Raw genomic sequence first — 23,280 nt, forward strand, 5'->3', positions numbered from 1 at the left:
GCCTTCAAAAAATAAAAACCTTATACATTTTATAAAATGTTAGAAGAAAAGACTGATAACCTGCTTGATGCAGACGGAGACAAAAACATGACATCGCAAGAAACGGTGCAAACTGAGAATACAGTTGAACAGACTGTAACAGAATCGATTCCTGATACCGAAGTTGAAGCGCCTATAGTAGCTGAAACCAATGAAGCGCCTGAAGTCGAAGATTTAGTTGGTGAAGAAATTGCTGAAAGTAAAATAGCAACTGAAACTAATCCTGAAGTTGAAGTTGAAACTTCAAACATTAATGATAGTCATATTATAGAACTTACTCCTGATGAATTAGCAAACGATGAATTAGAATATGAGCACGGAACCAACGATATCATAAATGCCATTGCCAATGTAAATGCGGCCGAAAGTGAAGATGAAACCGTTCGTCATGAAATTCCTTTACAAGATTATGAAACATTATCTATGGAAGCTCTAGTAGCTGAATTAGAAACTCTTGTAACAAACGAAAAAGTGATGGCTGTTAAAGATCATGTGGAGGAAATCAAAAAAGCTTTCTTGGCTAAATACCATCATTTTATTGAGGAGAAGAAAGACGAATTTCACGCTGAAAATCCTGATACTTCTGAAGATTTTCATTATCATTTTCCTTTAAAAGTAAAATTTGACCAATTATATTCTAAATACAGAGACAGAAAAAATAACCATTTTAAAAGTCTACAAACCAATTTAAAATCGAATTTAGAAATTCGTTTAGCCATTGTAGAAGAATTAAGAAACCTCATCAATCCACAAGAAAACATCAAGGATACCTTAAAGCATTTTAATGAATTGAGAGATCGCTGGAAAAATGCAGGTCCGATACCAAAAGACAAATACAATCATGTTTGGAATAATTACCATTTTCATGTGGAAAATTTCTATGATTATTTGCACTTAGACCGTGAGGCTCGTGATATCGATTTTAAACACAATTTAGACCAAAAACTAAAAATTATTGCTCGTGTAGAGGAACTAGTAAATGAAGCCGACATTAACAAAGCCTTTAGAGAATTACAGGATTTACATAAAATTTGGAAGGAAGATATTGGTCCAGTTTCTAGAGAACATCGTGAAGAAGTTTGGAACAAATTTAGTGATTTGACCAAACAAATGCATGATAAACGAGAAGTCCTTTTCGAAAAATTGAGAGGCACAGAACTCGAAAATTTAAATACTAAAAAAGATATAATTGCTAAAATAGAAGTTTTAGCACAAGAGAAAGTAAATTCGCATGCCGCTTGGTTGGGTCAGGTTGAAAAAGTAGAAGCATTACGAAATGAATTCTTTATTGCCGGGAAAGTACCTAGCGATTTGAATGAGGAGACTTGGGCCAGTTTTAAAAACGCCGTTAGAAGTTTTAATGTTTTAAAAAACTCATTTTACAAAGACATTAAGAAAGATCAAAACGATAATCTTACAAAAAAACAAGCGTTAGTTGCTAAAGCTAAGGAGCTACAAGAAAGTACCGACTTTGAAACTACTACTCCAATCATGAAACAAATTCAGGAAGATTGGAAACAAATTGGACATGTTCCCAGAAAATATTCTGACAAATTATGGGCCGAATTTAGAGGTGCTTGCAATGGTTATTTCGAAAAATTAAAAGAACAAAAATCAGAAGAAAATGCTGTCGAAGTAGAAGCTTTCGATAAAAAGAAGGACTATTTAGAAACTATTAAAACCTTTGAATTAATTGGTGAACACAAAGCCGATTTAGCAGCTATAAAATTACATATAGAAGCTTGGAAAAGTTTTGGCAAAGTACCTTTTCAAAGAAGACATATAGAAGGCAAATTCAATAAAATTTTAGATGCCTTGTTCGAAAAATTAAGTTTGAGCAAGAAAGACACTGATATGATGCGTTTTGCAAATAGAATGGATCACTTATCTGAAAATAATGATACAAGAAAATTAGACAATGAAAAGATTTTCTTAATGCGTAAAATTGAAGAAGTTCAGAATGAAATTTTCCAATTAGAAAACAACATTCAGTTCTTTACCAATACAAGAAATGCTAAAAAAGAAAATTCTATAGTTTTAGAAGTTCGCAAAAACATTGCTATTCATAAAGAAAGTCTTGATGTTTGGAAAGAAAAACTAAAACAATTAAGAAATTTGAAACAAGAATAAATTTCGAATATTTTACCAGAAACCTCAATCTAATTTTAGTTTGAGGTTTTTTTTATATATGACAATTATCATTTTAAAACTTCAAATGTAGCCTTACTTTTGGATATTGAAAGATAGTACCATGAAAAAATCATTGCTTCAAAAGTATAATGTTCCAGGGCCTAGATACACGAGTTATCCAACAGTTCCGTATTGGAATGAAACCGATTTTAATTATCAAATTTGGATAGATACCTTAAAAAAATCTTTTTCAGAAAGCAATGATTCTGAAGGTATTAGTTTGTATATTCACTTGCCTTTTTGTGAAAGTTTGTGTGCTTTTTGTGGATGCAACAAACGGATTACCAAAAATCATGGTGTCGAGCATCCCTATATTGAAGCAGTATTAAAAGAATGGGCTTTGTATTGCAAAATAGTAAACAAAAAACCAAAAATAAAAGAAATTCATCTTGGCGGAGGCACTCCTACTTTTTTTTCTTCTAAAAACTTAGAAGATTTGATAAACGGTATTTTTAGTCATGCAACGAGAGCCGAAAATTATGTATTCAGTTTTGAAGGGCATCCTAATAATACCAAACGGGAACATTTACAGAAATTATATGATTTAGGCTTTCGTAGAGTGAGTTTCGGAGTTCAAGATTATTCTGAAAAAGTGCAAAAAGCCATTCATAGGGAACAACCTTTTCATAATGTGGCTAAAGTTACTTTTTGGGCGAAGGAAATTGGTTATACTTCTATTGGTCACGATATTATTTTTGGTTTGCCTTTTCAAGAATTAGAAGATGTAATCGATACTATAGAAAAAACAAATTCATTACAACCTGATCGATTAGCATTTTACAGTTATGCTCATGTGCCTTGGATAAAAGGAAATGGACAACGTGGTTTTAAAGATGAAGATGTACCAAAAGACGATATAAAAAGACAGCTTTATGAAGTGGGAAAACATTTGCTGTATGAAAATAACTATCATGAAATAGGAATGGATCATTTTGCTTTAAAAACAGATAGCTTGTACAAAGCCATTGAAAATAGGGAATTGCATCGTAATTTTATGGGCTACAGTTCTTCTAAAACACAATTAATGATTGGTTTAGGTGTTTCAGCTATTAGTGACAGTTGGTATAGTTTTGGCCAAAACGTAAAAAATTTAGAAGATTATTATCAAATGCTTGAATGGGATAAATTACCTATTTTTAGAGGTCATTTGCTAACAGATGAAGATTTGATCATAAGAAAACACATTCTTAATTTGATGTGCCAATTTGAAACGTCCTGGAAAGAGGAATCAAATTATTTTGAAGAAATACCTGAAGTTATGAATCAATTAAAAGAACTAGAAAAAGATGGGTTGGTATTAATTTCAAAAGATAATGTTCAAATTACTGAAGCAGGAAAACCTTTTGTTCGAAATATTTGTATGGCATTCGATTTACTCTTGAAACGCAAAGCACCTGAAACGCAATTGTTTTCGATGACTATTTAATTAATGACAATTGGGATGCGCTTGAATAAACAAGCTTAAATTTCCTGGAGAAACATAAGGAATTCCAAGTCCCAAACCTCTAAGAATAAATAAAATTCCTATACAAACAGCTGCATAAGGAATGATTTTCTGAATTTTATTTCGAACGGAAAGCGTTAAAAAAGAATTTAAATACACCACGCTACTCATTAAAGGAACGGTTCCTAAACCAAATAAAGTCATATACAAAGTTCCAAAACTAACACTTTGCATAGCAATAGCTCCGAACAAAGCTACGTAAACCATTCCACATGGTAAAAATCCGTTTAACAATCCTATAGTAAATAGCGATTTGTAACTTTTACTCCTAAACTGATTTCCTAGAGTGGCTTTTACTTTTGAAATTATTTTAAAAATTGGTTTTGAAAAATTATGGTTAGCGAAAACTTTTTCAGGAATTAAGACTATCAAAATCATCGCAATACCAATTAAAACAGATAATTGTTGTTGAATACCAGCAATAAATAAACCTTGTCCAAGCATCCCAAAAATTAAACCAATGCTTGCATATGCAGTAAGTCTACCTAAATGATAGGTTATAATTTGAGTGGTTTTTTTTGCTGGATTGGTTCTATCTACAGGTAACATCATAGCAATTGGCCCGCACATTCCTATGCAGTGCAAACTACTGATAAGGCCAAAGATAAAAGCAGAATAAAGCATTTTTTTTTAGATGATAGATGATAAACGGATAGATAATAGACTAATGGTCAAGTTCATAAAAGATTTATTTTAGTTTAAAAAATTTGTCCATACTCTATTATCGTTTCGTCTTTTTTCTTTAATTTATATATACTATTTCTTTAGTAAGATATGATTTTCCTTCATATTGCCATTCCATATTTATATCCCATCGACCGCCTAACAAACTTGTTTTAGGTATGAGCAAAGTTGGATTAGTTACCGAAATAGGAATTTCGAAATCTAATTTTTTGTTAGACGGTCTGTAAAGGGATACTTTACCTTTAATATTTTTTGGCACAAATTGATTTGGAAAGTGAATAGTTATTCCTTGAATGTCGGTTACTATTGTTGGTTTATACTTTAAATCCGTTGCGTTCTGTATGCGAATCATTTCATCTCCAAATTTGGCATCGTGTTTATAATATTCTTCAACAACCAAATCGTTATCGTACTTGCTATCGGTTTGTACTTTTATGATAAAATAAAAAATAAAACTTGCGAATAAAACAAATGCTATTACTATAGAAGTTCCCCAATTAATTTTCATTTTTTTATTTTTTTAATTAGTCAAAAGTTCTTGGACTTAAAAAACTAGTTGTTGTTGTTTCAAGTTTTTTATTGCCATTATAAACCTCAATTTTCAGTTTGGTTTTATCATTGTCTAATAAAAATCTGTTGATTTCTACAAACAACGTTCCTCCGTTCATCCCTTGTCGCGGTACTTTTAAATCTTGTACACCAACCACTTTCAAATCTCCTTTAATTCCTTTTAATTTAAAATGTACTTTGTTGAAATCTTCATTGGTTTTATTGATTATTTTAAAAGTAAATACATTACTAATATTATTGCCTTTGTGTTCGTACAACTGTCCTGGTAATCTTAATATTACGGTTTCAACATCATTTCTTAAAAATAATAAACCCGTTAAAACTCCTACTAAAATTAATAAAACTGCTGAATAGCCTTTCATTCTAGTGGTAAACTTGAATGTAGCTTTTTTTTCAATTTCATCTTCAGAAGCATAACGAATAAGTCCTTTAGGCAAATTCACGCTTTCCATTATTGTGTCACATTCGTCAATACAAGCGGTACAATTAATACATTCTAATTGGGTTCCGTTTCTTATGTCAATTCCAGTTGGACAAACGTTTACACATTGTTTGCAATCGATACAATCGCCTTTACCTGTTGTAGCCCGATCTTCTTGCTTGTTGAATTTTGCTCTTCCTAATTCTTTTTCACCCCTAACAAAATCATAGGCAACATTAATCGATTTATTATCTAAAAGAACGCCTTGTAATCTTCCGTAAGGACAAGCTATGATACAAACTTGTTCTCTAAACCAAACAAATACAAAGTAAAAAACTCCTGTAAAAATGAATAATGCGATCAAAGTACTGATATTGTCTTTTGGCCCATCCTCAATCATTTTAAACAATTCGTCGCTACTTATTAAATAGGCAAGAAAGATATTTGCAATAAAAAAGGATAGTATTAAAAATACAACCCACTTCAAACCTTTCTTTCTAATTTTTTCAGCATTCCATTCTTGTTTTGAGAGTCTAATTTGTGCTCCACGATCCCCTTCAATCCAGTATTCTATTCTTCTGAAAACCATTTCAAGAAATATGGTTTGCGGACAAATCCATCCACAAAATATCCTCCCAAAAATAACAGTGAAGAAGATGACAAATACAATCCCAATAATCATAAAAAGAACAAAAAGGTAAAAATCTTGTGGCCAAAACGGGAACCCAAAAACATTGAATCGCCGTTCCAAAACATTGAACATCATAAACTGATTGCCATTAATTTTTACAAAAGGATTGGCAACAAGAACAATTAATAAAAAATAGCTAACCCATTTTCGATAATTGTAAAATTTACCGCTTGGTTTTTTTGGAAAAATAAATTTCCTGTTCCCCTCTTCATCAATCGTTGCGATGGAATCTCTAAAAGATTCATCTGAAAAATTAGACATTATTTTATTTTTTTACTTGGGTTGTATCTGTTTTGGCAGTTGCAATATCATCACTTTTTTGAGCGCTTGTATCAATCCAAATTTCCCCATCTGGTGCTTTGGGATCTTTAGGATTAGTACCTTGTAACGAAATAACATAACTTGCCACTTTTTGCATTTCAGTTGGTTTTAGCGTTCCTTTCCATGAAATCATTCCTTTTCCGTCTCTTCCTCCATGTTCAAGAGTGTGGAAAATATTTTTAATACCACCGCCTAAAATCCAATGTGTATCGGTTAAATTTGGCCCTATTTGTCCACCAGCATCCGCTCTATGGCATGCCACACAATTGGTTGTAAAGATGGTTTTGCCTTCCGCTAAACTAGGAGTATCTGTTAAAAGAGTAACCGTTTCTTCATCCATCATATCAGGTGCTGTTTTCATATATTCAGCCACTTCAATTTTGGCTTGAGCCATTTCGTTTTTAAGTTCCATTTCTTGATCTGGAGCTCCTAAAATTTCAAATCTCACAAGGTAAATTATGGCAAATACTATGCATCCGTAGAACAAATAAACCCACCACGGTGGTAAAACATTATCTAATTCTTTAATTCCATCATAATCATGGTCTAACAAAAGTTGTCCCTCACTTTCCATTGGTACGGTTCTAGTGAGTTTTTTCAGAATGTTTTTGCACCAATCGCTTTCTTGAATACTTAAGCTATTTACGGCATCGACTTTTTGTTTTTGTTCTTCTGAAAGAATTTGATACATCACATTATCAATTGCGCTTATGGTAATCTCAATTGCTATCAAAAGAAAAAGGAACACTACCAGAAATAAGGAAATCATAGGAAACTTTACAAAAGCGAAATCATCTCCAGAGTCAACAAAATATTCCATAGCACCAACAACTGATAAGAAAATTAGAGGTACTCGTATGTAGGAAGGGATTAATTTTTTCATTTTTTAAAATTTTAGTGTGATATTGCTATTATCCAAATTTATTTATCATTTAGAGGAATGTTACTTATCTCTTCTATTTTTTCTTTTTTATAAGAGAACACCCAGAACCCTAGGCCAACAAAGAAGAAGAAAAAAATCAATAATGATAGTATTGGAAAAATGGCGACACCATCGATAGTTTCCATATTGTGTTTTATTTGCTCGAACATATTGGTTTAGTTTTTTGGGTTATTTTTTACTTTTATATCAGTTCCTAACCTCTGAATATAAGCTATCATAGCTACAATTTCTCTTTCATTCATAGGTACAAATTGCTCTCCTTTGGCTTCTGCCTTTTTCTTGCTATTTTCATAACTTTTTACGAAATCGGGATCTGCTTTTAGATTCTCTTCTATTTTTAGAGCTTGTTTTCTCAAATCATTAGTACCATTTGCTATTTCAGCATCCGAATAAGGAACACCAAGTGTTCGCATGGCTTTCATTTTCTTTTCTAATAAAGAAATATCCATTGCTTTATTATCAAACAACCATTTGTATCCTGGCATAATTGAACCTGCTGAAATACTTTGCGGATCCCAAAAATGATTGAAATGCCAGCTGTCATTGTATTTAGCTCCAACTCGTAATAAATCTGGACCCGTTCTTTTAGACCCCCAAAGGAATGGATGATCATAAACAAATTCTCCTGCTTTTGATTGTGGTCCGTAACGCTCTACTTCGCTTCTAAAAGGACGAACAGATTGAGAGTGACAGCCCACACAACCTTCACGAATGTATAAATCGCGACCTTCTAATTCTAAAGGCGTATAGGGTTTTACACTGGCAATAGTTGGAATATTTGATTTTATCATAATTGTTGGAACTATTTGAATAATTCCACCAATTAAAATAGCAATAACCGCAAAAAGTGTCAACTGAATAGGTCTTCTTTCCAACCAAGAATGGTATTTTTCGCCTTTAATTCTACCTGCACTTATTTTGATTAATGCAGGTGCTTCAGCCAATTCGTCTTCTACATTTGCATTAGCACGAACCGTTTGAATAATATTATAAACTAAAACCAACATTCCAATTAAATACATGGTTCCACCTACTGCTCTCATCCAATACATTGGCATGATTTGAGTTACAGTTTCAAGAAAGTTTCCGTAGGTCAACGTTCCGTCTGGATTGAATTGTTTCCACATTGATGCTTGTGTAAATCCCGCAACATACATGGGTAAAGTGTATATGATAATTCCTAAAGTTCCTATCCAAAAATGGAAATTAGCTAATTTAATAGAGTATAATTTTCCTTTTGTCATTCGAGGTATCAACCAATAAATCATACCAAATGCCATAAATCCGTTCCAAGCTAAAGCTCCAACGTGAACGTGAGCAATAATCCAATCGGTATAGTGTGCAATAGCATTAAACTTTTTAAGCGATAACATTGGACCTTCTAAAGTTGCCATTCCGTAACCTGTTATGGCAACTACGAAGAATTTCAAAATTGGTTCTTCACGTACTTTATCCCAAGCTCCACGAAGTGTTAAGAGTCCGTTTATCATACCACCCCAAGAAGGTGCAATTAACATAATGGAGAATACAACCCCTAAGTTTTGTGCCCAAGTTGGTAAGGCCGAGTATAATAAATGGTGTGGTCCTGCCCAAATATAAATGAATATCAATGACCAAAAATGAACTATAGAAAGTCTATACGAATATACTGGACGATTGGCGGCTTTTGGAATAAAATAATACATCAGTCCTAAAAAAGGAGTAGTTAAGAAAAATGCAACAGCATTGTGACCATACCACCACTGCACTAGAGCATCTTGTACACCTGCATAAACGCTGTAACTTTTCAATGTCGAAACTGGTAATTCTAAACTATTGAAAATATGTAAAACGGCTACAGTAACGAAAGTTGCAATGTAAAACCATATGGCAACATACAAGTGGCGCTCTCTTCTTTTTAAAATTGTTCCAATCATATTAATACCAAAAGCAACCCAAATTAAAGCGATAGCAATATCTATTGGCCACTCTAATTCGGCATATTCTTTTGAAGTACTATATCCTAACGGAAGTGAAACAGCAGCAGCAACAATAATTAATTGCCATCCCCAAAAATTTAAATTACTCAAAAAATCACTAAACATTCTGGCTTTAAGCAAACGTTGCAATGAATAATAAACTCCTGCGAACATTGCATTTCCTACGAAGGCAAAAATTACTGCATTGGTATGTAAAGGTCTCAAACGTCCAAAACTTAACCACGAAATTCCATCGGTTATATTTGGAAAAAGAAACATTATAGCTAGTATAAGTCCCACTAGCATTCCCACTACACCAAAAACGATAGTGGCGTAAAGAAACTTCTTTACAATTTTGTTGTCATAATAAAATTGTTGCATTTCCATAGATAGATATTTGATTTTAAGATTAAATAATTAGTTTCATTGATTTTCCTGACTTTCAGCTTTTGGCTTTTTGACATTAGACTGAATTAGTTCATCGTCAAAAAGCATTCTAACTGATGGGGTATAATCATCGTCATATTGACCTGATTTGACTGCTCTAATAAAAGCAATAAAAAAACCTATTGCTAAGACTATGCTAATGGGAATTAATAAATAAATGACACTCATACCTTAAATTTGTGTTAAACAAAAATACATTGGCCTTAACAATAAAAACATGACATTTGTCATACTTAAAAATTTTTAAATTTTAATTTTTTGCTGTAAAAATTACTCATTAAAGTCACGAAACTAACAATTGTTACAGTACTCAATGGCATTATTATAGCAGCGATTATTGGTGATAAATTTCCTGTTATGGCAAAAGATAAACCAACTACATTATACAAAAGCGATAGTGCAAAACTCATTTTAATAACACTAATTGATTTTTTTGACAATCGTAAAAAATAACCTAATTTTTCAAACTCACTGGCATCTAAAATGGCATCACAAGCAGGCGAAAAAACATTCACATTTTCTGAAATGGAAACCCCAACATTACTTTGTGCTAAAGCTCCAGCGTCGTTTAAACCATCTCCAACCATCATGACATTTTTGCCCTCTTCTTGCAATTTTTTTATAAATTCTAATTTCTGTTCTGGCTTTTGATTAAAGATTAATTCTACGCCTTTTGGAAGCATTGCTTCTAAAGTACTCCGCTCCCCTTCATTATCGCCAGATAATATTTTTATTTGATAATTTGCTTTTAAATTATTAAAAAGAGAAACTAAACCCTCTCTGTATTGATTGTTGAAAATGTATTTTCCTAAATAAACTTCATTAATCATTATATGTACTGCGGTTTGTTGAATACTATTTTCTTCTAGCTTACCTAAAAAAGAAGCAGATCCTATTTGTATAAAATCACCGTCAATTTTTGCTTGAATTCCTTTACCAACAATCTCTTCATAATCCATAACATTCAATCGGTTTGCTTCAAGTAAAAAATCATATAACATTCTACTTAACGGATGGTTTGAGGCTCTCAAGACATTTTTAATAGCTATGCAATTTTCTTCGGACAATGGTTTTCCTTCGTAAGTAATATTCGATTTTTTATTGGTTGTAATTGTTCCCGTTTTATCAAAAACGATGGTATCAACTTTAGCTAATTGCTCAATAACAATAGCATTTTTAAGATAAAACTTTTGTTTTCCTAAAATTCGTAAAACATTCCCGAAAGTAAACGGAGCAGTCAATGCCAATGCGCAAGGACACGCTACAATTAATACTGCCGTAAAAACATTAAAAGCAATATTGGCATCAATAAATATCCAATATCCAAAACCAGCAAAGGCAATTAGTAAAAGTATTGGGGTGAAATAGCGACTAATTTTATCCGTAATGGTTTTGTGGTGCTGTTCGACATTTTTTTGAAAAATAGCATTGCTCCACAACTGCGTTAAATAACTTTGTGATACTGATTGTAAAACCTCCATTTCAATAATTTTACCCATTTGTTTTCCGCCAGCAAATACTTTATCACCTGATTTTTTTGTAATTGGAATGGCTTCTCCCGTTACAAAACTATAATCAATCTCCGTTTTTTCAGATATTAATATACCATCAACAGGAATAAGTTCTTGATTTCTAATTACTAATCGGTCGCCTTTTTGAATGTCATAAATCGGAACACTTTCTTCAGAATTATTGCTATTTATTTTAGTAATTGCAATCGGAAAATAAGATTTAAAATCTCGTTCAAAACTCAAGAAACTATAGGTTTTAATTTGAAACATTTTACCTAAAAGCATAAAAAATATCAAACCCGTTAGGCTGTCAAAAAAGCCTGAACCATAATTCATTACAATATCAAAAGTACTTCTGATAAAAAAAATCACAATTCCTAAAGCGATAGGAATATCAATGTTTAGCATACCCGATTTAATACTCTTATAAGCAGATACATAATATCCACTTGCAGAGTAGAAAAAACTTGGTACCGATAATGCAAAAATTAACCAACGGAAAAATCCACGATAATGGTCTAACCAATATTCGCTTACTTCAAAATATTCTGGAAAAGAAAGCAGCATGATGTTACCAAAACAAAAAAAGGCAACTCCTAGTTTATAGGTCAAACTTCTATCAATAGTGCTTTTTTTAGTTTCATAATTCTCTAAACTAATGTAGGGTTCATAACCAATTGAACTTATTAAATTGACAATTGTTTTGAGAGAAACGATCTTAGGATTGAATGTAATTCGTACTTTCTTTTCAGGGAAATTTACTTGTGACGAGTTTATTCCTTTTTGAAGACGCTGTAGATTTTCCAAAATCCAAATGCATGAACTACAGTGAATATGAGGAATGTTAAGGGAAACGATAGCTGTTGCATCCTCTTGGAATTCCAAAAGTTTTGAAACAATACTTTCATTGTCTAAAAAATCATATTTTCCTTTTATATCTAGTGGTGTTGCCCCAGGTGATTTTTCGAAATCATAATAACAAGTCATATCATTGAGACTAAAAATTTCGTAAACGGTTTTACAGCCGTTGCAACAAAAATCTTTGGTGTCAAATTCAATTCGTTCTAATTTTACAATATCTAAACCACAGTGGAAACATTTTTGTGCATCCATAACTTTACTCATTTTACCTTTGGCAAATTTCTCAAACACTTGTCAAGAAAAGGATGACATTTATCATATTAATGTTTTAAATTTGCAATACTAAAGTCAACAAAAATGAGTAAATGTGAACAATGTATCGTGAGAGAATTCAGTTCTTTGAAAGCGTTAAACAAAGATGAATTGATTCAACTTTCTGATTGCAAAACATCCTACACCATTAAAAAAGGGGAAACTATTTTTGAAGAAGGTGAAAATGTAAACGGGATCTATTGTATAAAAGATGGGATTTGTAAACTCACAAAATTGAGTCCAAACGGTAAAGATCAAATTATTAAGTTGGTAAAAAAGGGAGAATTATTAGGACAACGTTCTATGATTAGTGAGGAACCCGTGAACCTAAGTGCCGTTGCTCTTGAAGACATGCAAGTGTGTTTTATTCCCAAATCAGACATCATGGGTTATTTTGATAAAAACAATCAGTTCTCGATGAATGTTATGCGAACCATTTGTAGTGATTTGAAAGACTCTGATGACCACATGGTCTCTTTGGCGCAAAAAACGGTTAAAGAACGATTAGCGGAAACCTTACTTTATTTAGAAGAAACTTTTGGAAAAAGTAGTGATGGCTCCTTAAACGTTCAACTTTCACGAGAAGAATTATCAGGAATGATAGGTACTGCTACCGAAAGTTGCATTCGATTATTATCTGATTTTAAAAAATTAGGATTGATAGAATTGAATGGTAAAAAAATTGTTTTAAAAGATAGTAGTAAATTGAAGAGAATTTCGGAATAGCATTATAATTTCTTCGCTTCATTCCAAAAAACATCCATTTCAGCGAAGGTCATATCCATTAAAGGTTTGCCTAATTCACCATCTTTACTTTCAAGATATTGAAAACGTTTGATGAATTTTTTATTGGTACGTTCTAACGCATCTCTTTCTGGTGCTCGTCTGCGACGAGTACCTACTTACTTTCGTATGACAAATAAAGCGTTTGCAACGAGGGTCATAAAACATTCTACCATAAAGTCTCTACATTTACATTACAAAACACTGTATTATCTTCTTCATAATTTCTATAGCTGCTATTTACATAATCTCTTTCATGAAAAACGATTTCGGCAGCTACAGGATTATAATGTATATAATTAACTCGCTGTTCTATTTTTTCTAAAGTATCTAGTATAACAGGATGAAAACCATCTTGCCATAATTTATAATTTTTAGCTCTTCCTGTTTTTTGTGCTTCATAACTAAATTTTCGTAAAAGCCACTCCCTTCTACTCTCTGGATGTTCTTGAATTGCTTCTACAAGTTTTTTGGACGTAAATTTTTTAAAATCCCGAATTACATTTTGCAACTCGCCATCAAATGCTGTTACGATTAAATGTATATGACTCGTCATATATACATAAGCATGTACACTCAGTCCTTTTTCCTTGATACAGTAATTTAAGGACTCATCAATAATAGTACAATAAATAGGTCTTGTAAATAAATCTACCCAATCTACAACTGTAATAGTAATAAAAGTAGGTACAGTGCTATCTATAACTTTGTATTTCTCAGACATTGTTTTCTTTCAAATATATTGATTTTATGAAAATTACTAAAAAGTTTGTTTATAGTATTTATGCTTTTGTAGCCGCGTTGCAGACGCTACGATTTGTCTTTTAATTTAAGTAGGTACTCGATGCAATCGAGCACCAGAGTTGCGGACAAACGAGCGACAGTGGGATAGTTTGTTTATAGTACTTCTACTTTTGTAGCCGCGTTGCAAACGCTACGATTTGTCATTTAATTTAAGTAGGTACTCGATGCAATCGAGCACCAGAGTTGTGGACAAACGAGAGCCAGTGGGAGAATACGTGGATAAACGAGAACCAGTGGGAGTAGTAAACTTAAAAGAATTTCGGAGTAATATATGTGATTCCTCCTTCGTCGGAATGACAAAACCGAGACTGTTTTTCCTTAACTTAATGAAATTGAGCTCTCGCTAGCAATACGTTTAAGTTCTGCTCTCGAAAGATTGGTAAATTATCTATAAAAGATCGAATGTAAACTTATTAAAACTAAAAAAAATCCCATTAAAATAAGAATTATACTGAAATGTTTCAAAAAAGTATATCCCAAAAAAGCATTAATCCCTAAACTAGGTTTTCGGATTTCTTTATTTTTAATATAAAAACCAATAATAATTATTAATATACCTATAATAATTGAAAAAAAATATTGTTCATAATTCCTAAATTTATTAAATCCGTTAGCACGTATTTGCAAACCGTGAACACAAACAAAGATTAAAACTAAATTTTAATTCTAATTTGTATTGATTACAACTTCTTCGCCTCTTCCCAAAAAACATCCATTTCAGCTAAAGTCATATCCATTAAGGGTTTCCCTAATTCCCCCGCTTTGCTTTCAAGATATTGAAAACGTTTGATAAATTTTTTATTGGTGCGTTCTAGGGCATCTTCGGGATTTATGTTTAAAAATCGAGCGTAATTTATCATCGAAAATAATACATCTCCAAACTCTGCTTCTATTTTATCTTGATTTCCTGCCTGAACTTCAACTTGCAATTCTTCTAATTCTTCTTGAACTTTATCCCAAACCTGATGCGGTTCTTCCCAATCAAACCCCACCCCTTTTACTTTGTCTTGAATTCTACTGGCTTTTACTAATGCTGGTAAACTTTTAGGAACGCCTTCTAAAACCGATTTCTTGCCTTCTTTTAGTTTTAGCTTTTCCCAATTTTGTTTCACTTCTTCTTCGTCAGCCACAACTACATCACTATAAATATGTGGATGGCGATGAATGAGTTTATCGCAAATTTCATTGCAAACATCAGCTATATCAAAATCATTGGTTTCACTTCCTATTTTAGCATAAAAAACAATATGCAACAATAAATCGCCTAACTCTTTTTTTACTTCGTTTAAATTATTATCTAAAATGGCATCTCCTAATTCATAAGTCTCCTCAATAGTTAAATGCCGCAACGTTTGAATGGTTTGCTTTTTATCCCAAGGACATTTCTCTCGCAATTCATCCATAATAGTTAATAGTCGTTCAAAAGCTTGGAGCTGATTTTTTTTGGAGTTCATTAAGAAAGGTTAAATGGTTTAAATTATCATTGTAAAAATAAGAAATCCTGTCAGGAAAATATCATGACAGGATTAAAATATAATGTAAAGAGTTAAATTACTCTTTCTTTGTTTTTGTTTTTTTTGCTGTGGCTTTTGGTTTTTCTGCAACAACTTTTTCTTCAATAGAATCAGAAACTGCTTCTTCTACTTGCTTTTCTTTGTCATTATCGGTAGCTTCAGTTTTAGGTTCTTCTTTAGAAACTAATCCGTTTGATTGAAGCATATTGTACCAATTTAATACTTTTTTAATATCAGATGGGTACACTCTATCAGCATCGTAATCTGGTAAAATTTCTTGAAAATAAGCAATCAATTTTCCGTTATCTTCCTTATGAGAAATGGCTGTAGGTCCATTATCTTCCTTAACAGCAATATTTCGCATTACCTCAGTCAATGGCTTTTCAGCACTGTTTGTATAAATAGAAATTTCTGATAAAAGACTCACATTACTTCTTAACCCAACGGTTACTTTTTTTCCGTCAAGTAATGACTCGGCAACAAATCCAGTTCTGGTTTGAACCTTTAGTAAGTATAATCCTGGTTTACCTGAAATTGATAATATTTTTTCTAAATTCATTTTGTAATTTTATAATTATGTGGTAATATATATTTTGGCTTAGTAAACTGTAAAATTATCTTCCTTTAGCAGAGAGAAATTTCATTTTATAATCAGGTCGAGTTTTGCCTTCCATTATATTTTGAAGTTTCTTTTTAATCAATTGTTTTTTTAATGAGGATAATAAATCTGTAAAAAGAACACCTTCAATATGGTCGTATTCATGCTGAATTACACGAGCTACAAGTCCGTCAAATACTTCTGTTTTTTTAATAAAATCTTGATCGTAATATTCGATTGTAATTTTTTCGTGTCTAAAAACATCTTCTCTAACTTCTGGAATACTCAAACAACCTTCATTAAAACCCCACTCCTCACCTTCTTCTTTTATCATTTTTGCATTAATAAAAGTTCGTTTAAAGTTTTTTAGTTGGTTTTGCTCATCATTAGACAAATCATCGTCTTCCCCAAAAGGAGAAGTATCTATTATAAATAAACGAATAGCAAGTCCTACTTGTGGTGCAGCAAGTCCTACACCATAAGCATTGTACATGGTTTCGTACATGTTAGCAATTGTTTCCATTAAATTGGGATAATCTGGTGCGATTTCCTCACCTACTTTACGCAGGACAGGATCTCCGTATCCTATAATTGGTAAAATCATTTTTAAAGTTTTTACGATTTGGAGTCAAAATTTATAAAAATCATGACATGGTTGGCAAAAATAGTAAAAAATAGAGAATGAATAATTTACTTTTTAATAATTAGCAAAAAATTATTAATTTATAAAATAAAACATCAAATCATCTTTCTGGTCAGATAGTCTTGTAGCATAATTGTTGCAGAAATTTCGTCTACTAATGCTTTATTCTGTCTCTTTTTTTTATTTAATCCACTATCAATCATCGTTTGAAATGCCATTTTAGAGGTAAAGCGTTCATCAACTCTGATAATTTTCATTTCAGGAAAAGCTTTAGAAAATTTCTTAACAAACTCTTCAATTATTGCAGTACTTTCAGAGGGTTCTCCATTCATTTGTTTGGGTTCTCCAATCAAAACTTCCGAAACTTGTTCTTTACTAAAATAAGTAGTTAAAAAGGATATAGCAGTTTCTGAAGGAATAGTAGTAAGACCTGAAGCAATTATTTCTAATTCATCAGTTACTGCAATACCAGTTCGCTTGAGTCCATAATCTATTGAGAGTATTCTAGGCATTTTTTTGGTAAAGATAAAGCTTCGTTTTGAGTTATAATTTCTTTTTTTATTAGAAATTTATAAAAATTAGGAAGAGTATTTGTCACAGTATTTTTAAAGAATGTCAAGGAATTACATTTAAAAAAACAATTTTATAAAAATTTTTAACATATTTTAATAATTCATTACAATTATGTTAAAAAAAATAACGTAATTGCAACACTAAATTTTCAATATGAAGCACCATAAAGTACTTTTTTTATTATTACTAATTGCTTCATTTGCTAATTCGCAAAACAAAACCTTTTCAATAGATCATGTTGAATCTAGAGATAACAATCTAGAATGGACACTTATTAAAAACATTGGAGAACAAATGGTTCACTTTTCTAAAAGCGAAATTAATTTGTTTATTGATAAAAGATATCATCTTACCATTATTTCAAAAACAGATTTACCAGAGAAAGGCATTATTTATTTATGTAATGATGAATCAAAAAATTTAGTTACCATTATGCTTATTGATAATATAAAGATGTATTTATATAGCAAAACAAAACGTTTTCTAATTAATTTCGAAAACAAAAAACTATTAAAACTTACTGCTGATATAGATTAATAGTATAATCATTATTTGTGTTTCGTGAAATTATTTTTCTCCTCCCCCCTCCAAAAAATTACTGAATAACTGTAAAAATATTTTCAGTATTCTATTTTAAATTAGAGCTATTATAAAAAATGATTTTATATTTGCCAAAAATCACAACTTATGACAGCTTTACAAACCATCATTGAACAAGCATGGGAAAACCGCGCATTATTACAAGAAGAGAAAACTATAAATTCCATTAGAGAAGTTATTGACTTATTAGATTCGGGAATCCTTCGTGTTGCTGAACCTATAAATGATTCTTGGCAGGTTAATGAGTGGGTAAAAAAAGCAGTCGTTCTTTATTTTCCTATTCAAAAAATGGAAACATTTGAGGTAGGTATTTTTGAATATCATGATAAAATTCCGTTGAAACGTGGTTATGCCGAAAAAGGAATTCGTGTGGTGCCTCATGCAGTAGCTAGACATGGTGCCTATTTATCAAAAGGGGTAATCTTAATGCCTAGTTATGTAAATATAGGTGCGTATGTAGATGAAGGAACAATGGTTGATACATGGGCTACTGTAGGAAGCTGTGCTCAAATAGGTAAAAACGTACATCTTTCTGGCGGTGTTGGTATTGGCGGTGTGCTTGAACCTTTACAAGCCGCACCTGTAATTATTGAAGATGGTGCCTTTATTGGTTCGCGTTGTATTGTTGTAGAAGGGGTTCACGTTGGTAAAGAAGCAGTTCTAGGAGCTAATGTTTGCCTAACAGCTTCAACAAAAATTATTGATGTTACAGGAGAAACTCCAGTAGAAAGAAAAGGATTTGTTCCTGCTCGTTCAGTTGTGATTCCAGGAAGTTATACCAAAAAATTTGCTGCTGGTGAATTTCAAGTGCCTTGTGCGTTAATCATAGGAACTCGTAAACCGTCAACCGATTTAAAGACTTCATTAAATAATGCTTTGAGGGAATATGATGTAGCGGTTTAAATCGTTCTATCATGAAATAATACTTATCAAAATCCGAATTTAGTTTCGGATTTTTTATTTGCCAATTTTTCGCTTCAGATATTTCTTTTTAGTGATTTTTCGTTTAAATTGGATCGTTTTTTTCAAAAGTAATGCTTGTAATTTTGGTTCCGAATTACCACTTAACTCCGCATATTTTTTCGCAACGATTTTTACCATTTGTTTGGAAAGCCACATTTTCTTAAAATTATCCATACGGTTTTCTATAGACAAATTTTCAAATTTCATGCGATTTAAATCAATTAAGAAAAAATCATAATTACTATTATCATTTTTAATAATTAAAGTATTCCCTGGCGAATGATCTAAAAAATTAACCTTTGCTTCGTGCATTTTATATGTAAACTCGGTAAATTGTTCTAAAATTAAATTTCGTTCAGGAAACAACGGATTATGAATTAATTCTCTAATGGTAAAATCATAATCTATTTGTTGGCTCATGTAAAAACTATCCCCTAATAAGTCCAAACTGTTTCTTTCTTCAACATAGGCTATAGGAATTGGGGTTTTAATAGAATGGTCATTTAAATAATTGGCATAATCAAACGAACGTTTGGCTTTAGTGCTTCTAAAAAAAGAATAAATAATAGCTTTAAGTAAACCTGGTTTTTTAAAAAATTTAATGTTTACCTTTTCATTTTCGAGAAAATTCGATTTAATGGTATTCCTAGAACCTTGTACAATTAGACTACCCTCGCTAAAAAAACGATTAACTAATTGAAGTATAGCTTTTTCATGTTGTTTGTAATTTGGATTTAGGATAATCTTCACAGTGTATAATAATATTTTGGTTTAAATGTATAAAAAATAGTACTTTGCAGCAAGAATTAGTTTTATGAAATCACCATAAAAACAAGTTTTTGTAAAAAACACCAATAAAAAAAAAGCGATATCCTATCTGATAGTTGAAAAATTAAAATTCACCGATATGAAAAAAATTTTAATCATACAAAATAAGCGAATTGGTGATGTACTTATTAGCTCAGTTATAGCAAATAATTTTAAAGCAAAATATCCCGAGAGCGAAATTCATTTTATGGCTTATGATTTTACTCATGGTGTAATCCAAAACAATCCTAATATTGATAAAATTATTTCGATTAAAGAAAAGGAACTCAAAAAAATTCCTGTTTTATTTCAACTTATACGACAAATTCGAAAGGAAAAATACGATATCATTTTCGACCCTTACTCTAAAACTCAAAGCCGATTAATTTGTAAATTTTCAGGAGCTACTCAAACCATAGGACATAAAAGTAGAAAGAAACTAGGAAACTTTGGTTATTATACTCATCCTATTTCTATTTCTAAAGAAAAAACTAAAATATGTGGTAAAGCTATTGAAGACCGAATTCATCTATTGAGTCAATCTGGAGATTTTGAACCAATAGATTATGAACCAAAAATATTTTTATCGGATGCAGAAAAATCAGAAAACTGGTTGGGCAAGTATCAGTATAAAAAAGTAATCGTTTTAGGCGTTCTTGGCAGTACTCCCCAAAAATCTATGCCTTACAAATATGTTGCAGAAATTATAGACTGGATTGCGGAAAAATATGATGTGTACTTGCTTTTTAATTATGCACCACATCAAAAAGAAGAAGCTCAAAAAATACATGACTTATGTAAAAACAAATCCAATATTATCTTAGACATTTATGCTCCTACCATTCGTGATTTTATAAAACTCATGAATCAATGTAGTCTTTTAGTAGCTAACGAAGGAGGTACTGTACATATTGCAAAGGCACTGAACAAACCAACATTTACTATTTTTTCACCTTATGTAAATAAAGAGCATTGGGCAAGTTTTGAAGACGGAAAAACACACCATTCAGTGCATTTATTAGAAATGAAACCTGATTTATTTGAAAGTTTTACATTTGAAGACCGTAAAAAAATAGAGAAAAACCCAGATGTATTATACCATCAACTTACTCCTGAACTTATTATACCGGAATTAGAAATTTTCTTAAAAAGCAATCTGTAATTTTTTTATTGCTTCTTTATAATTCCAAAATCAGTCCACTTTTTTAATTGCTCTTTCGTTTCTTTACGAATGTTTCTATTTTTGTTTATAGATTCCGGAGTGGCATACCCACGAGGATGATCTAAATGCAAACAAACCGTACTGTACCTAATTTGCTTGGGCTTAATGCCAAAATTTACTAATCTTTCCCCTAACTCTCTATCTTGGCCACCATATTGCATTCTTTCATCAAAACCATTTATGTCTAATATATCTTTTTTCCAACCTGATGCATTATGACCGTTCCAGCTAGGTGTTGTAGGTGTTACTAAATTTAAAAGAAAACTAATTAATCCTTTAGAATATACTTTACTATTTTTGAAAGATGTGTTCATACCTTTGGATTTTAGCCAATTTAAATCAAAACATTTTTCAGAATAGATTTCGTCCTGAGTAATATTTTGAGATAACATTAATGGCAACTTATGATAACCACCAGAAAGAAAAAAACCTTCTTCACGAAACTTAATATGTTGTTCTATAAAATCAGGCCTTGGAATACAGTCTCCATCTGACATTAAAATATAAGGAGTATTGCAACTTAAAATAGACTTGTTTAAAATTTGCGATTTTTGAAAGCCATTATCTTCGTGCCAAACATGAATTATAGGAAAAAAAACTTCTTTTCTTATTTCTTCAATCAAATCGGAAGTAGCTTGAGTTGAGCCATCATCAGCAATTACCATTTCGAAATTGCGATAGGTTTGGGTATTGTATCCCCAAATCACTTTTTTAAGCCATTCGGTAGCATTATAGGTGCTAATAATAACAGAAATATTCTTTTGCATAATTAAACAAAGATAATTTATTTTTGTTAAATTTGCTTTCCTATCAAAAAAATTAATGAGTACGCTTACTGTAATTATCCCTACTTTTAATGAAGTTAGTTATATTGAAGACGCAATTAAATCGGTAAATTTTGCTGATGAAATCATAATTGTTGATTCCTACAGCACCGATGGCACCCAGCAAAAAGCAAAACAGTTAGGTTGTAAAATTATAGAAAGACAATTTGATAATTTTTCTAATCAAAAAAACAATGCTATTGAATTTGCTATAAATGATTGGATTTTATTTTTAGATGCCGATGAGCGCGTTAGCCAAAAACTTAAGTTAGAGATTTTATCGGTTATTAAAACCCCAAAACATTCAGGTTATAAAATAAGTTTTCCACACTTTTATATGAATCGTTTTTTGTACCATAAAGTAGATAAAGTACTGCGGTTAGTAAAGAATAAGAATGTAAAATTTACTGGTGATGTTCACGAAAAACTACAAATTGATGGTAGCATAGGTTGTCTTAAAAACTTTATGATTCATTATACCTATAAAGGTTTATTTCATTTATTGAATAAAAAAGATTCATATGCTTGGTTTCAGGCAAAAACATCATATAAAAAAGATAAAAAAGCAACCTACTTTCATCTTATTTTCAAACCCTCGTATCGCTTTTTTTCATCCTATATTTTAAAAAGAGGTTTTTTAGATGGAGTTCCAGGATTGGCATTGGCAAGTATTAATGCTTATGGGGTTTTTTCGCGTTATGTGAAAATCATTTTAATTGAAAAAGGATTAAAATAGTTTTAATTTCCCAAAACGAATTTTTAATTTAAATTTCAATAAACTATCTTCTCCCTTTATATCTAAACGCATAATTTCATAAATGCTTTTTAAAGGAAATTGGTTTACTCTATTGCCAATTCGTAAGCCCATTTTTATATTGTTTTGTTTTAAAACTTTAAAAAAACTTTCTTTTTTCACGCCATTTTTTGGAAAATTACCATAGGGGTATGCAATAGCATTGTATACTTTTAAGTTGTTTTTATTAATAATTTCGAAACATTTTTCAAAGTCTTTTGTAATTTCTATATCGGATAAACTATCGTATTCTTTATGACTATAAGAATGTAAACCTAGTTCAATTGAACTATCCAAACTTTTTAATTGTTCTAAAGACATTATTTTTTCCGGTGAAGATTTTGAACTAGCGTTCCATATATCGGTTTTTCCAATAAAGGCAAACGGAATAAAAAAAGTGGCTTTAAAATTGTATTTTAGCAATAAAGGGATTGCATAATGAAACTGATTTTCAGTGACATCATCAAAAGTAATTACAATACTTTTTTTAGGAATTGTAACTTTATGCTCTAATTCTGACAAATGAAAACTAGTATATCTATTTTCTGCCAAATGTCGCAACTGATTTTCTAATTTTTGTACAGAAATATGTAAACCCTTGCTTTCATTTTCATTAATACAAATATTGTGATACATCAAAACGGGTAACTTGGACATTCAAATAAATTTTTAAAAAGTTAGTATGTGTAAAATTATTACATTTG

The 23,280-nt window shown here is 31.2% G+C and carries 23 protein-coding genes and 1 pseudogene; 7 read left to right on the forward strand and 17 right to left on the reverse strand.

Annotated elements, in window-relative coordinates:
• Positions 1–36 precede the first annotated feature (36 nt).
• Together F6464_RS11860 and hemN are read left to right on the forward strand one after the other, a co-directional pair.
• On the forward strand, positions 37–2,169 hold the full coding sequence (locus tag F6464_RS11860; protein ID WP_151108099.1) for a DUF349 domain-containing protein: 2,133 nt from the start codon (positions 37–39) through the stop codon (positions 2,167–2,169).
• Positions 2,170–2,290: 121 nt separating this feature from the next.
• Positions 2,291–3,655, forward strand: coding sequence for an oxygen-independent coproporphyrinogen III oxidase (hemN, locus tag F6464_RS11865; RefSeq protein WP_151108101.1), 1,365 nt, complete (start codon positions 2,291–2,293; stop codon positions 3,653–3,655).
• Here the strand turns inward: hemN and F6464_RS11870 are convergent, their stop codons facing one another.
• The 8 genes from F6464_RS11870 to F6464_RS11905 form a co-directional block, all read right to left on the reverse strand.
• The gene (locus F6464_RS11870) at positions 3,656–4,357 is read right to left on the reverse strand and encodes a sulfite exporter TauE/SafE family protein (protein WP_151108103.1); all 702 of its coding nucleotides are present in this window, start codon (positions 4,355–4,357) and stop codon (positions 3,656–3,658) included.
• A gap of 118 nt (positions 4,358–4,475) precedes the next feature.
• Positions 4,476–4,925 (reverse strand): FixH family protein, encoded by a 450-nt coding sequence (locus F6464_RS11875; RefSeq protein ID WP_151108105.1) that lies wholly within the window; start codon positions 4,923–4,925, stop codon positions 4,476–4,478.
• A gap of 16 nt (positions 4,926–4,941) precedes the next feature.
• A complete protein-coding gene (gene ccoG / locus F6464_RS11880) occupies positions 4,942–6,360 on the reverse strand; it encodes a cytochrome c oxidase accessory protein CcoG (protein ID WP_151108107.1) in 1,419 nt (472 codons plus the stop codon).
• Between the two features lie 4 nt (positions 6,361–6,364).
• The gene (locus tag F6464_RS11885) at positions 6,365–7,303 is read right to left on the reverse strand and encodes a cbb3-type cytochrome c oxidase N-terminal domain-containing protein (RefSeq protein WP_151108109.1); all 939 of its coding nucleotides are present in this window, start codon (positions 7,301–7,303) and stop codon (positions 6,365–6,367) included.
• Between the two features lie 38 nt (positions 7,304–7,341).
• A complete protein-coding gene (locus F6464_RS11890) occupies positions 7,342–7,512 on the reverse strand; it encodes a CcoQ/FixQ family Cbb3-type cytochrome c oxidase assembly chaperone (RefSeq protein ID WP_151108111.1) in 171 nt (56 codons plus the stop codon).
• 6 nt (positions 7,513–7,518) lie between these two features.
• A complete protein-coding gene (ccoN, locus tag F6464_RS11895) occupies positions 7,519–9,708 on the reverse strand; it encodes a cytochrome-c oxidase, cbb3-type subunit I (RefSeq protein ID WP_151108113.1) in 2,190 nt (729 codons plus the stop codon).
• A gap of 36 nt (positions 9,709–9,744) precedes the next feature.
• Positions 9,745–9,936 carry a cbb3-type cytochrome oxidase assembly protein CcoS gene (gene ccoS, locus F6464_RS11900; RefSeq protein ID WP_151108115.1) on the reverse strand — a complete coding sequence of 64 codons (192 nt, stop codon included), beginning with the start codon at positions 9,934–9,936 and terminating at the stop codon, positions 9,745–9,747.
• A gap of 65 nt (positions 9,937–10,001) precedes the next feature.
• Positions 10,002–12,392 (reverse strand): heavy metal translocating P-type ATPase, encoded by a 2,391-nt coding sequence (locus tag F6464_RS11905; RefSeq protein ID WP_151108283.1) that lies wholly within the window; start codon positions 12,390–12,392, stop codon positions 10,002–10,004.
• 105 nt (positions 12,393–12,497) lie between these two features.
• On the opposite strand from F6464_RS11905, the gene F6464_RS11910 reads away from it, so the two are divergent.
• The gene (locus F6464_RS11910; RefSeq protein ID WP_151108117.1) at positions 12,498–13,178 is read left to right on the forward strand and encodes a Crp/Fnr family transcriptional regulator; all 681 of its coding nucleotides are present in this window, start codon (positions 12,498–12,500) and stop codon (positions 13,176–13,178) included.
• A 2-nt stretch (positions 13,179–13,180) separates the two neighbouring features.
• Here F6464_RS11910 and F6464_RS14675 read toward each other — a convergent pair.
• The 6 genes and pseudogenes from F6464_RS14675 to ruvX all read right to left on the reverse strand — a co-directional run.
• A pseudogene (locus F6464_RS14675) lies at positions 13,181–13,321 on the reverse strand (nucleoside triphosphate pyrophosphohydrolase); the annotation flags it as partial.
• A gap of 83 nt (positions 13,322–13,404) precedes the next feature.
• On the reverse strand, positions 13,405–13,959 hold the full coding sequence (locus tag F6464_RS11920; RefSeq protein ID WP_151108119.1) for an REP-associated tyrosine transposase: 555 nt from the start codon (positions 13,957–13,959) through the stop codon (positions 13,405–13,407).
• A gap of 760 nt (positions 13,960–14,719) precedes the next feature.
• Positions 14,720–15,493 (reverse strand): nucleoside triphosphate pyrophosphohydrolase, encoded by a 774-nt coding sequence (gene mazG, locus F6464_RS11925; RefSeq protein ID WP_151108121.1) that lies wholly within the window; start codon positions 15,491–15,493, stop codon positions 14,720–14,722.
• Positions 15,494–15,590: 97 nt separating this feature from the next.
• A complete protein-coding gene (locus F6464_RS11930; protein WP_151108123.1) occupies positions 15,591–16,112 on the reverse strand; it encodes a DUF5606 family protein in 522 nt (173 codons plus the stop codon).
• Between the two features lie 55 nt (positions 16,113–16,167).
• The gene (gene def / locus F6464_RS11935) at positions 16,168–16,755 is read right to left on the reverse strand and encodes a peptide deformylase (RefSeq protein WP_151108125.1); all 588 of its coding nucleotides are present in this window, start codon (positions 16,753–16,755) and stop codon (positions 16,168–16,170) included.
• Between the two features lie 134 nt (positions 16,756–16,889).
• Entirely contained in the window at positions 16,890–17,306 is a 417-nt protein-coding gene (ruvX, locus tag F6464_RS11940; protein WP_151108127.1) for a Holliday junction resolvase RuvX, read from the reverse strand.
• A 214-nt stretch (positions 17,307–17,520) separates the two neighbouring features.
• On the opposite strand from ruvX, the gene F6464_RS11945 reads away from it, so the two are divergent.
• Both F6464_RS11945 and F6464_RS11950 read left to right on the forward strand, forming a co-directional pair.
• On the forward strand, positions 17,521–17,904 hold the full coding sequence (locus F6464_RS11945) for a hypothetical protein (RefSeq protein WP_151108129.1): 384 nt from the start codon (positions 17,521–17,523) through the stop codon (positions 17,902–17,904).
• Between the two features lie 150 nt (positions 17,905–18,054).
• Complete coding sequence (locus F6464_RS11950; RefSeq protein ID WP_151108131.1) at positions 18,055–18,870, forward strand: 2,3,4,5-tetrahydropyridine-2,6-dicarboxylate N-succinyltransferase; 816 nt, start codon at positions 18,055–18,057, stop codon at positions 18,868–18,870.
• Between the two features lie 54 nt (positions 18,871–18,924).
• Here the strand turns inward: F6464_RS11950 and F6464_RS11955 are convergent, their stop codons facing one another.
• Positions 18,925–19,680 (reverse strand): lipopolysaccharide kinase, encoded by a 756-nt coding sequence (locus tag F6464_RS11955; protein WP_151108133.1) that lies wholly within the window; start codon positions 19,678–19,680, stop codon positions 18,925–18,927.
• Positions 19,681–19,837: 157 nt separating this feature from the next.
• On the opposite strand from F6464_RS11955, the gene F6464_RS11960 reads away from it, so the two are divergent.
• On the forward strand, positions 19,838–20,899 hold the full coding sequence (locus F6464_RS11960; RefSeq protein ID WP_151108135.1) for a glycosyltransferase family 9 protein: 1,062 nt from the start codon (positions 19,838–19,840) through the stop codon (positions 20,897–20,899).
• A 5-nt stretch (positions 20,900–20,904) separates the two neighbouring features.
• On the opposite strand, the gene F6464_RS11965 is transcribed toward F6464_RS11960, so the two are convergent.
• Entirely contained in the window at positions 20,905–21,726 is an 822-nt protein-coding gene (locus F6464_RS11965; protein ID WP_151108136.1) for a glycosyltransferase family 2 protein, read from the reverse strand.
• Positions 21,727–21,781: 55 nt separating this feature from the next.
• Here F6464_RS11965 and F6464_RS11970 point away from each other — a divergent pair, with 55 nt between their 5' ends.
• Positions 21,782–22,519, forward strand: a complete 738-nt coding sequence (locus tag F6464_RS11970; RefSeq protein WP_151108138.1) for a glycosyltransferase family 2 protein — start codon at positions 21,782–21,784, stop codon at positions 22,517–22,519.
• Here F6464_RS11970 and F6464_RS11975 read toward each other — a convergent pair.
• Positions 22,511–23,233: a polysaccharide deacetylase family protein gene (locus F6464_RS11975; protein WP_151108140.1), complete on the reverse strand. Its 723-nt coding sequence runs from the start codon at positions 23,231–23,233 to the stop codon at positions 22,511–22,513. The two genes, F6464_RS11970 and F6464_RS11975, sit on opposite strands and share 9 nt — an antisense overlap.
• Between the last annotated feature and the right edge of the window lie 47 nt (positions 23,234–23,280).

Source organism: Flavobacterium luteum, from assembly GCF_008806775.1.
GTDB classification, from domain to species: domain Bacteria; phylum Bacteroidota; class Bacteroidia; order Flavobacteriales; family Flavobacteriaceae; genus Flavobacterium; species Flavobacterium luteum.

What these genes read in the sequence shown, in the direction of transcription:
- F6464_RS11860 (WP_151108099.1), top strand. Translation starts at nt 37, where the DNA reads ATGTTAGAAGAAAAGACTGATAACCTGCTTGATGCAGACGGAGACAAA.
- hemN (WP_151108101.1), top strand. Translation starts at nt 2,291, where the DNA reads ATGAAAAAATCATTGCTTCAAAAGTATAATGTTCCAGGGCCTAGATAC.
- F6464_RS11870 (WP_151108103.1), bottom strand. Translation starts at nt 4,357, where the DNA reads ATGCTTTATTCTGCTTTTATCTTTGGCCTTATCAGTAGTTTGCACTGC.
- F6464_RS11875 (WP_151108105.1), bottom strand. Translation starts at nt 4,925, where the DNA reads ATGAAAATTAATTGGGGAACTTCTATAGTAATAGCATTTGTTTTATTC.
- ccoG (WP_151108107.1), bottom strand. Translation starts at nt 6,360, where the DNA reads ATGTCTAATTTTTCAGATGAATCTTTTAGAGATTCCATCGCAACGATT.
- F6464_RS11885 (WP_151108109.1), bottom strand. Translation starts at nt 7,303, where the DNA reads ATGAAAAAATTAATCCCTTCCTACATACGAGTACCTCTAATTTTCTTA.
- F6464_RS11890 (WP_151108111.1), bottom strand. Translation starts at nt 7,512, where the DNA reads ATGTTCGAGCAAATAAAACACAATATGGAAACTATCGATGGTGTCGCC.
- ccoN (WP_151108113.1), bottom strand. Translation starts at nt 9,708, where the DNA reads ATGGAAATGCAACAATTTTATTATGACAACAAAATTGTAAAGAAGTTT.
- ccoS (WP_151108115.1), bottom strand. Translation starts at nt 9,936, where the DNA reads ATGAGTGTCATTTATTTATTAATTCCCATTAGCATAGTCTTAGCAATA.
- F6464_RS11905 (WP_151108283.1), bottom strand. Translation starts at nt 12,392, where the DNA reads ATGGATGCACAAAAATGTTTCCACTGTGGTTTAGATATTGTAAAATTA.
- F6464_RS11910 (WP_151108117.1), top strand. Translation starts at nt 12,498, where the DNA reads ATGAGTAAATGTGAACAATGTATCGTGAGAGAATTCAGTTCTTTGAAA.
- F6464_RS11920 (WP_151108119.1), bottom strand. Translation starts at nt 13,959, where the DNA reads ATGTCTGAGAAATACAAAGTTATAGATAGCACTGTACCTACTTTTATT.
- mazG (WP_151108121.1), bottom strand. Translation starts at nt 15,493, where the DNA reads ATGAACTCCAAAAAAAATCAGCTCCAAGCTTTTGAACGACTATTAACT.
- F6464_RS11930 (WP_151108123.1), bottom strand. Translation starts at nt 16,112, where the DNA reads ATGAATTTAGAAAAAATATTATCAATTTCAGGTAAACCAGGATTATAC.
- def (WP_151108125.1), bottom strand. Translation starts at nt 16,755, where the DNA reads ATGATTTTACCAATTATAGGATACGGAGATCCTGTCCTGCGTAAAGTA.
- ruvX (WP_151108127.1), bottom strand. Translation starts at nt 17,306, where the DNA reads ATGCCTAGAATACTCTCAATAGATTATGGACTCAAGCGAACTGGTATT.
- F6464_RS11945 (WP_151108129.1), top strand. Translation starts at nt 17,521, where the DNA reads ATGAAGCACCATAAAGTACTTTTTTTATTATTACTAATTGCTTCATTT.
- F6464_RS11950 (WP_151108131.1), top strand. Translation starts at nt 18,055, where the DNA reads ATGACAGCTTTACAAACCATCATTGAACAAGCATGGGAAAACCGCGCA.
- F6464_RS11960 (WP_151108135.1), top strand. Translation starts at nt 19,838, where the DNA reads ATGAAAAAAATTTTAATCATACAAAATAAGCGAATTGGTGATGTACTT.
- F6464_RS11965 (WP_151108136.1), bottom strand. Translation starts at nt 21,726, where the DNA reads ATGCAAAAGAATATTTCTGTTATTATTAGCACCTATAATGCTACCGAA.
- F6464_RS11970 (WP_151108138.1), top strand. Translation starts at nt 21,782, where the DNA reads ATGAGTACGCTTACTGTAATTATCCCTACTTTTAATGAAGTTAGTTAT.
- F6464_RS11975 (WP_151108140.1), bottom strand. Translation starts at nt 23,233, where the DNA reads ATGTCCAAGTTACCCGTTTTGATGTATCACAATATTTGTATTAATGAA.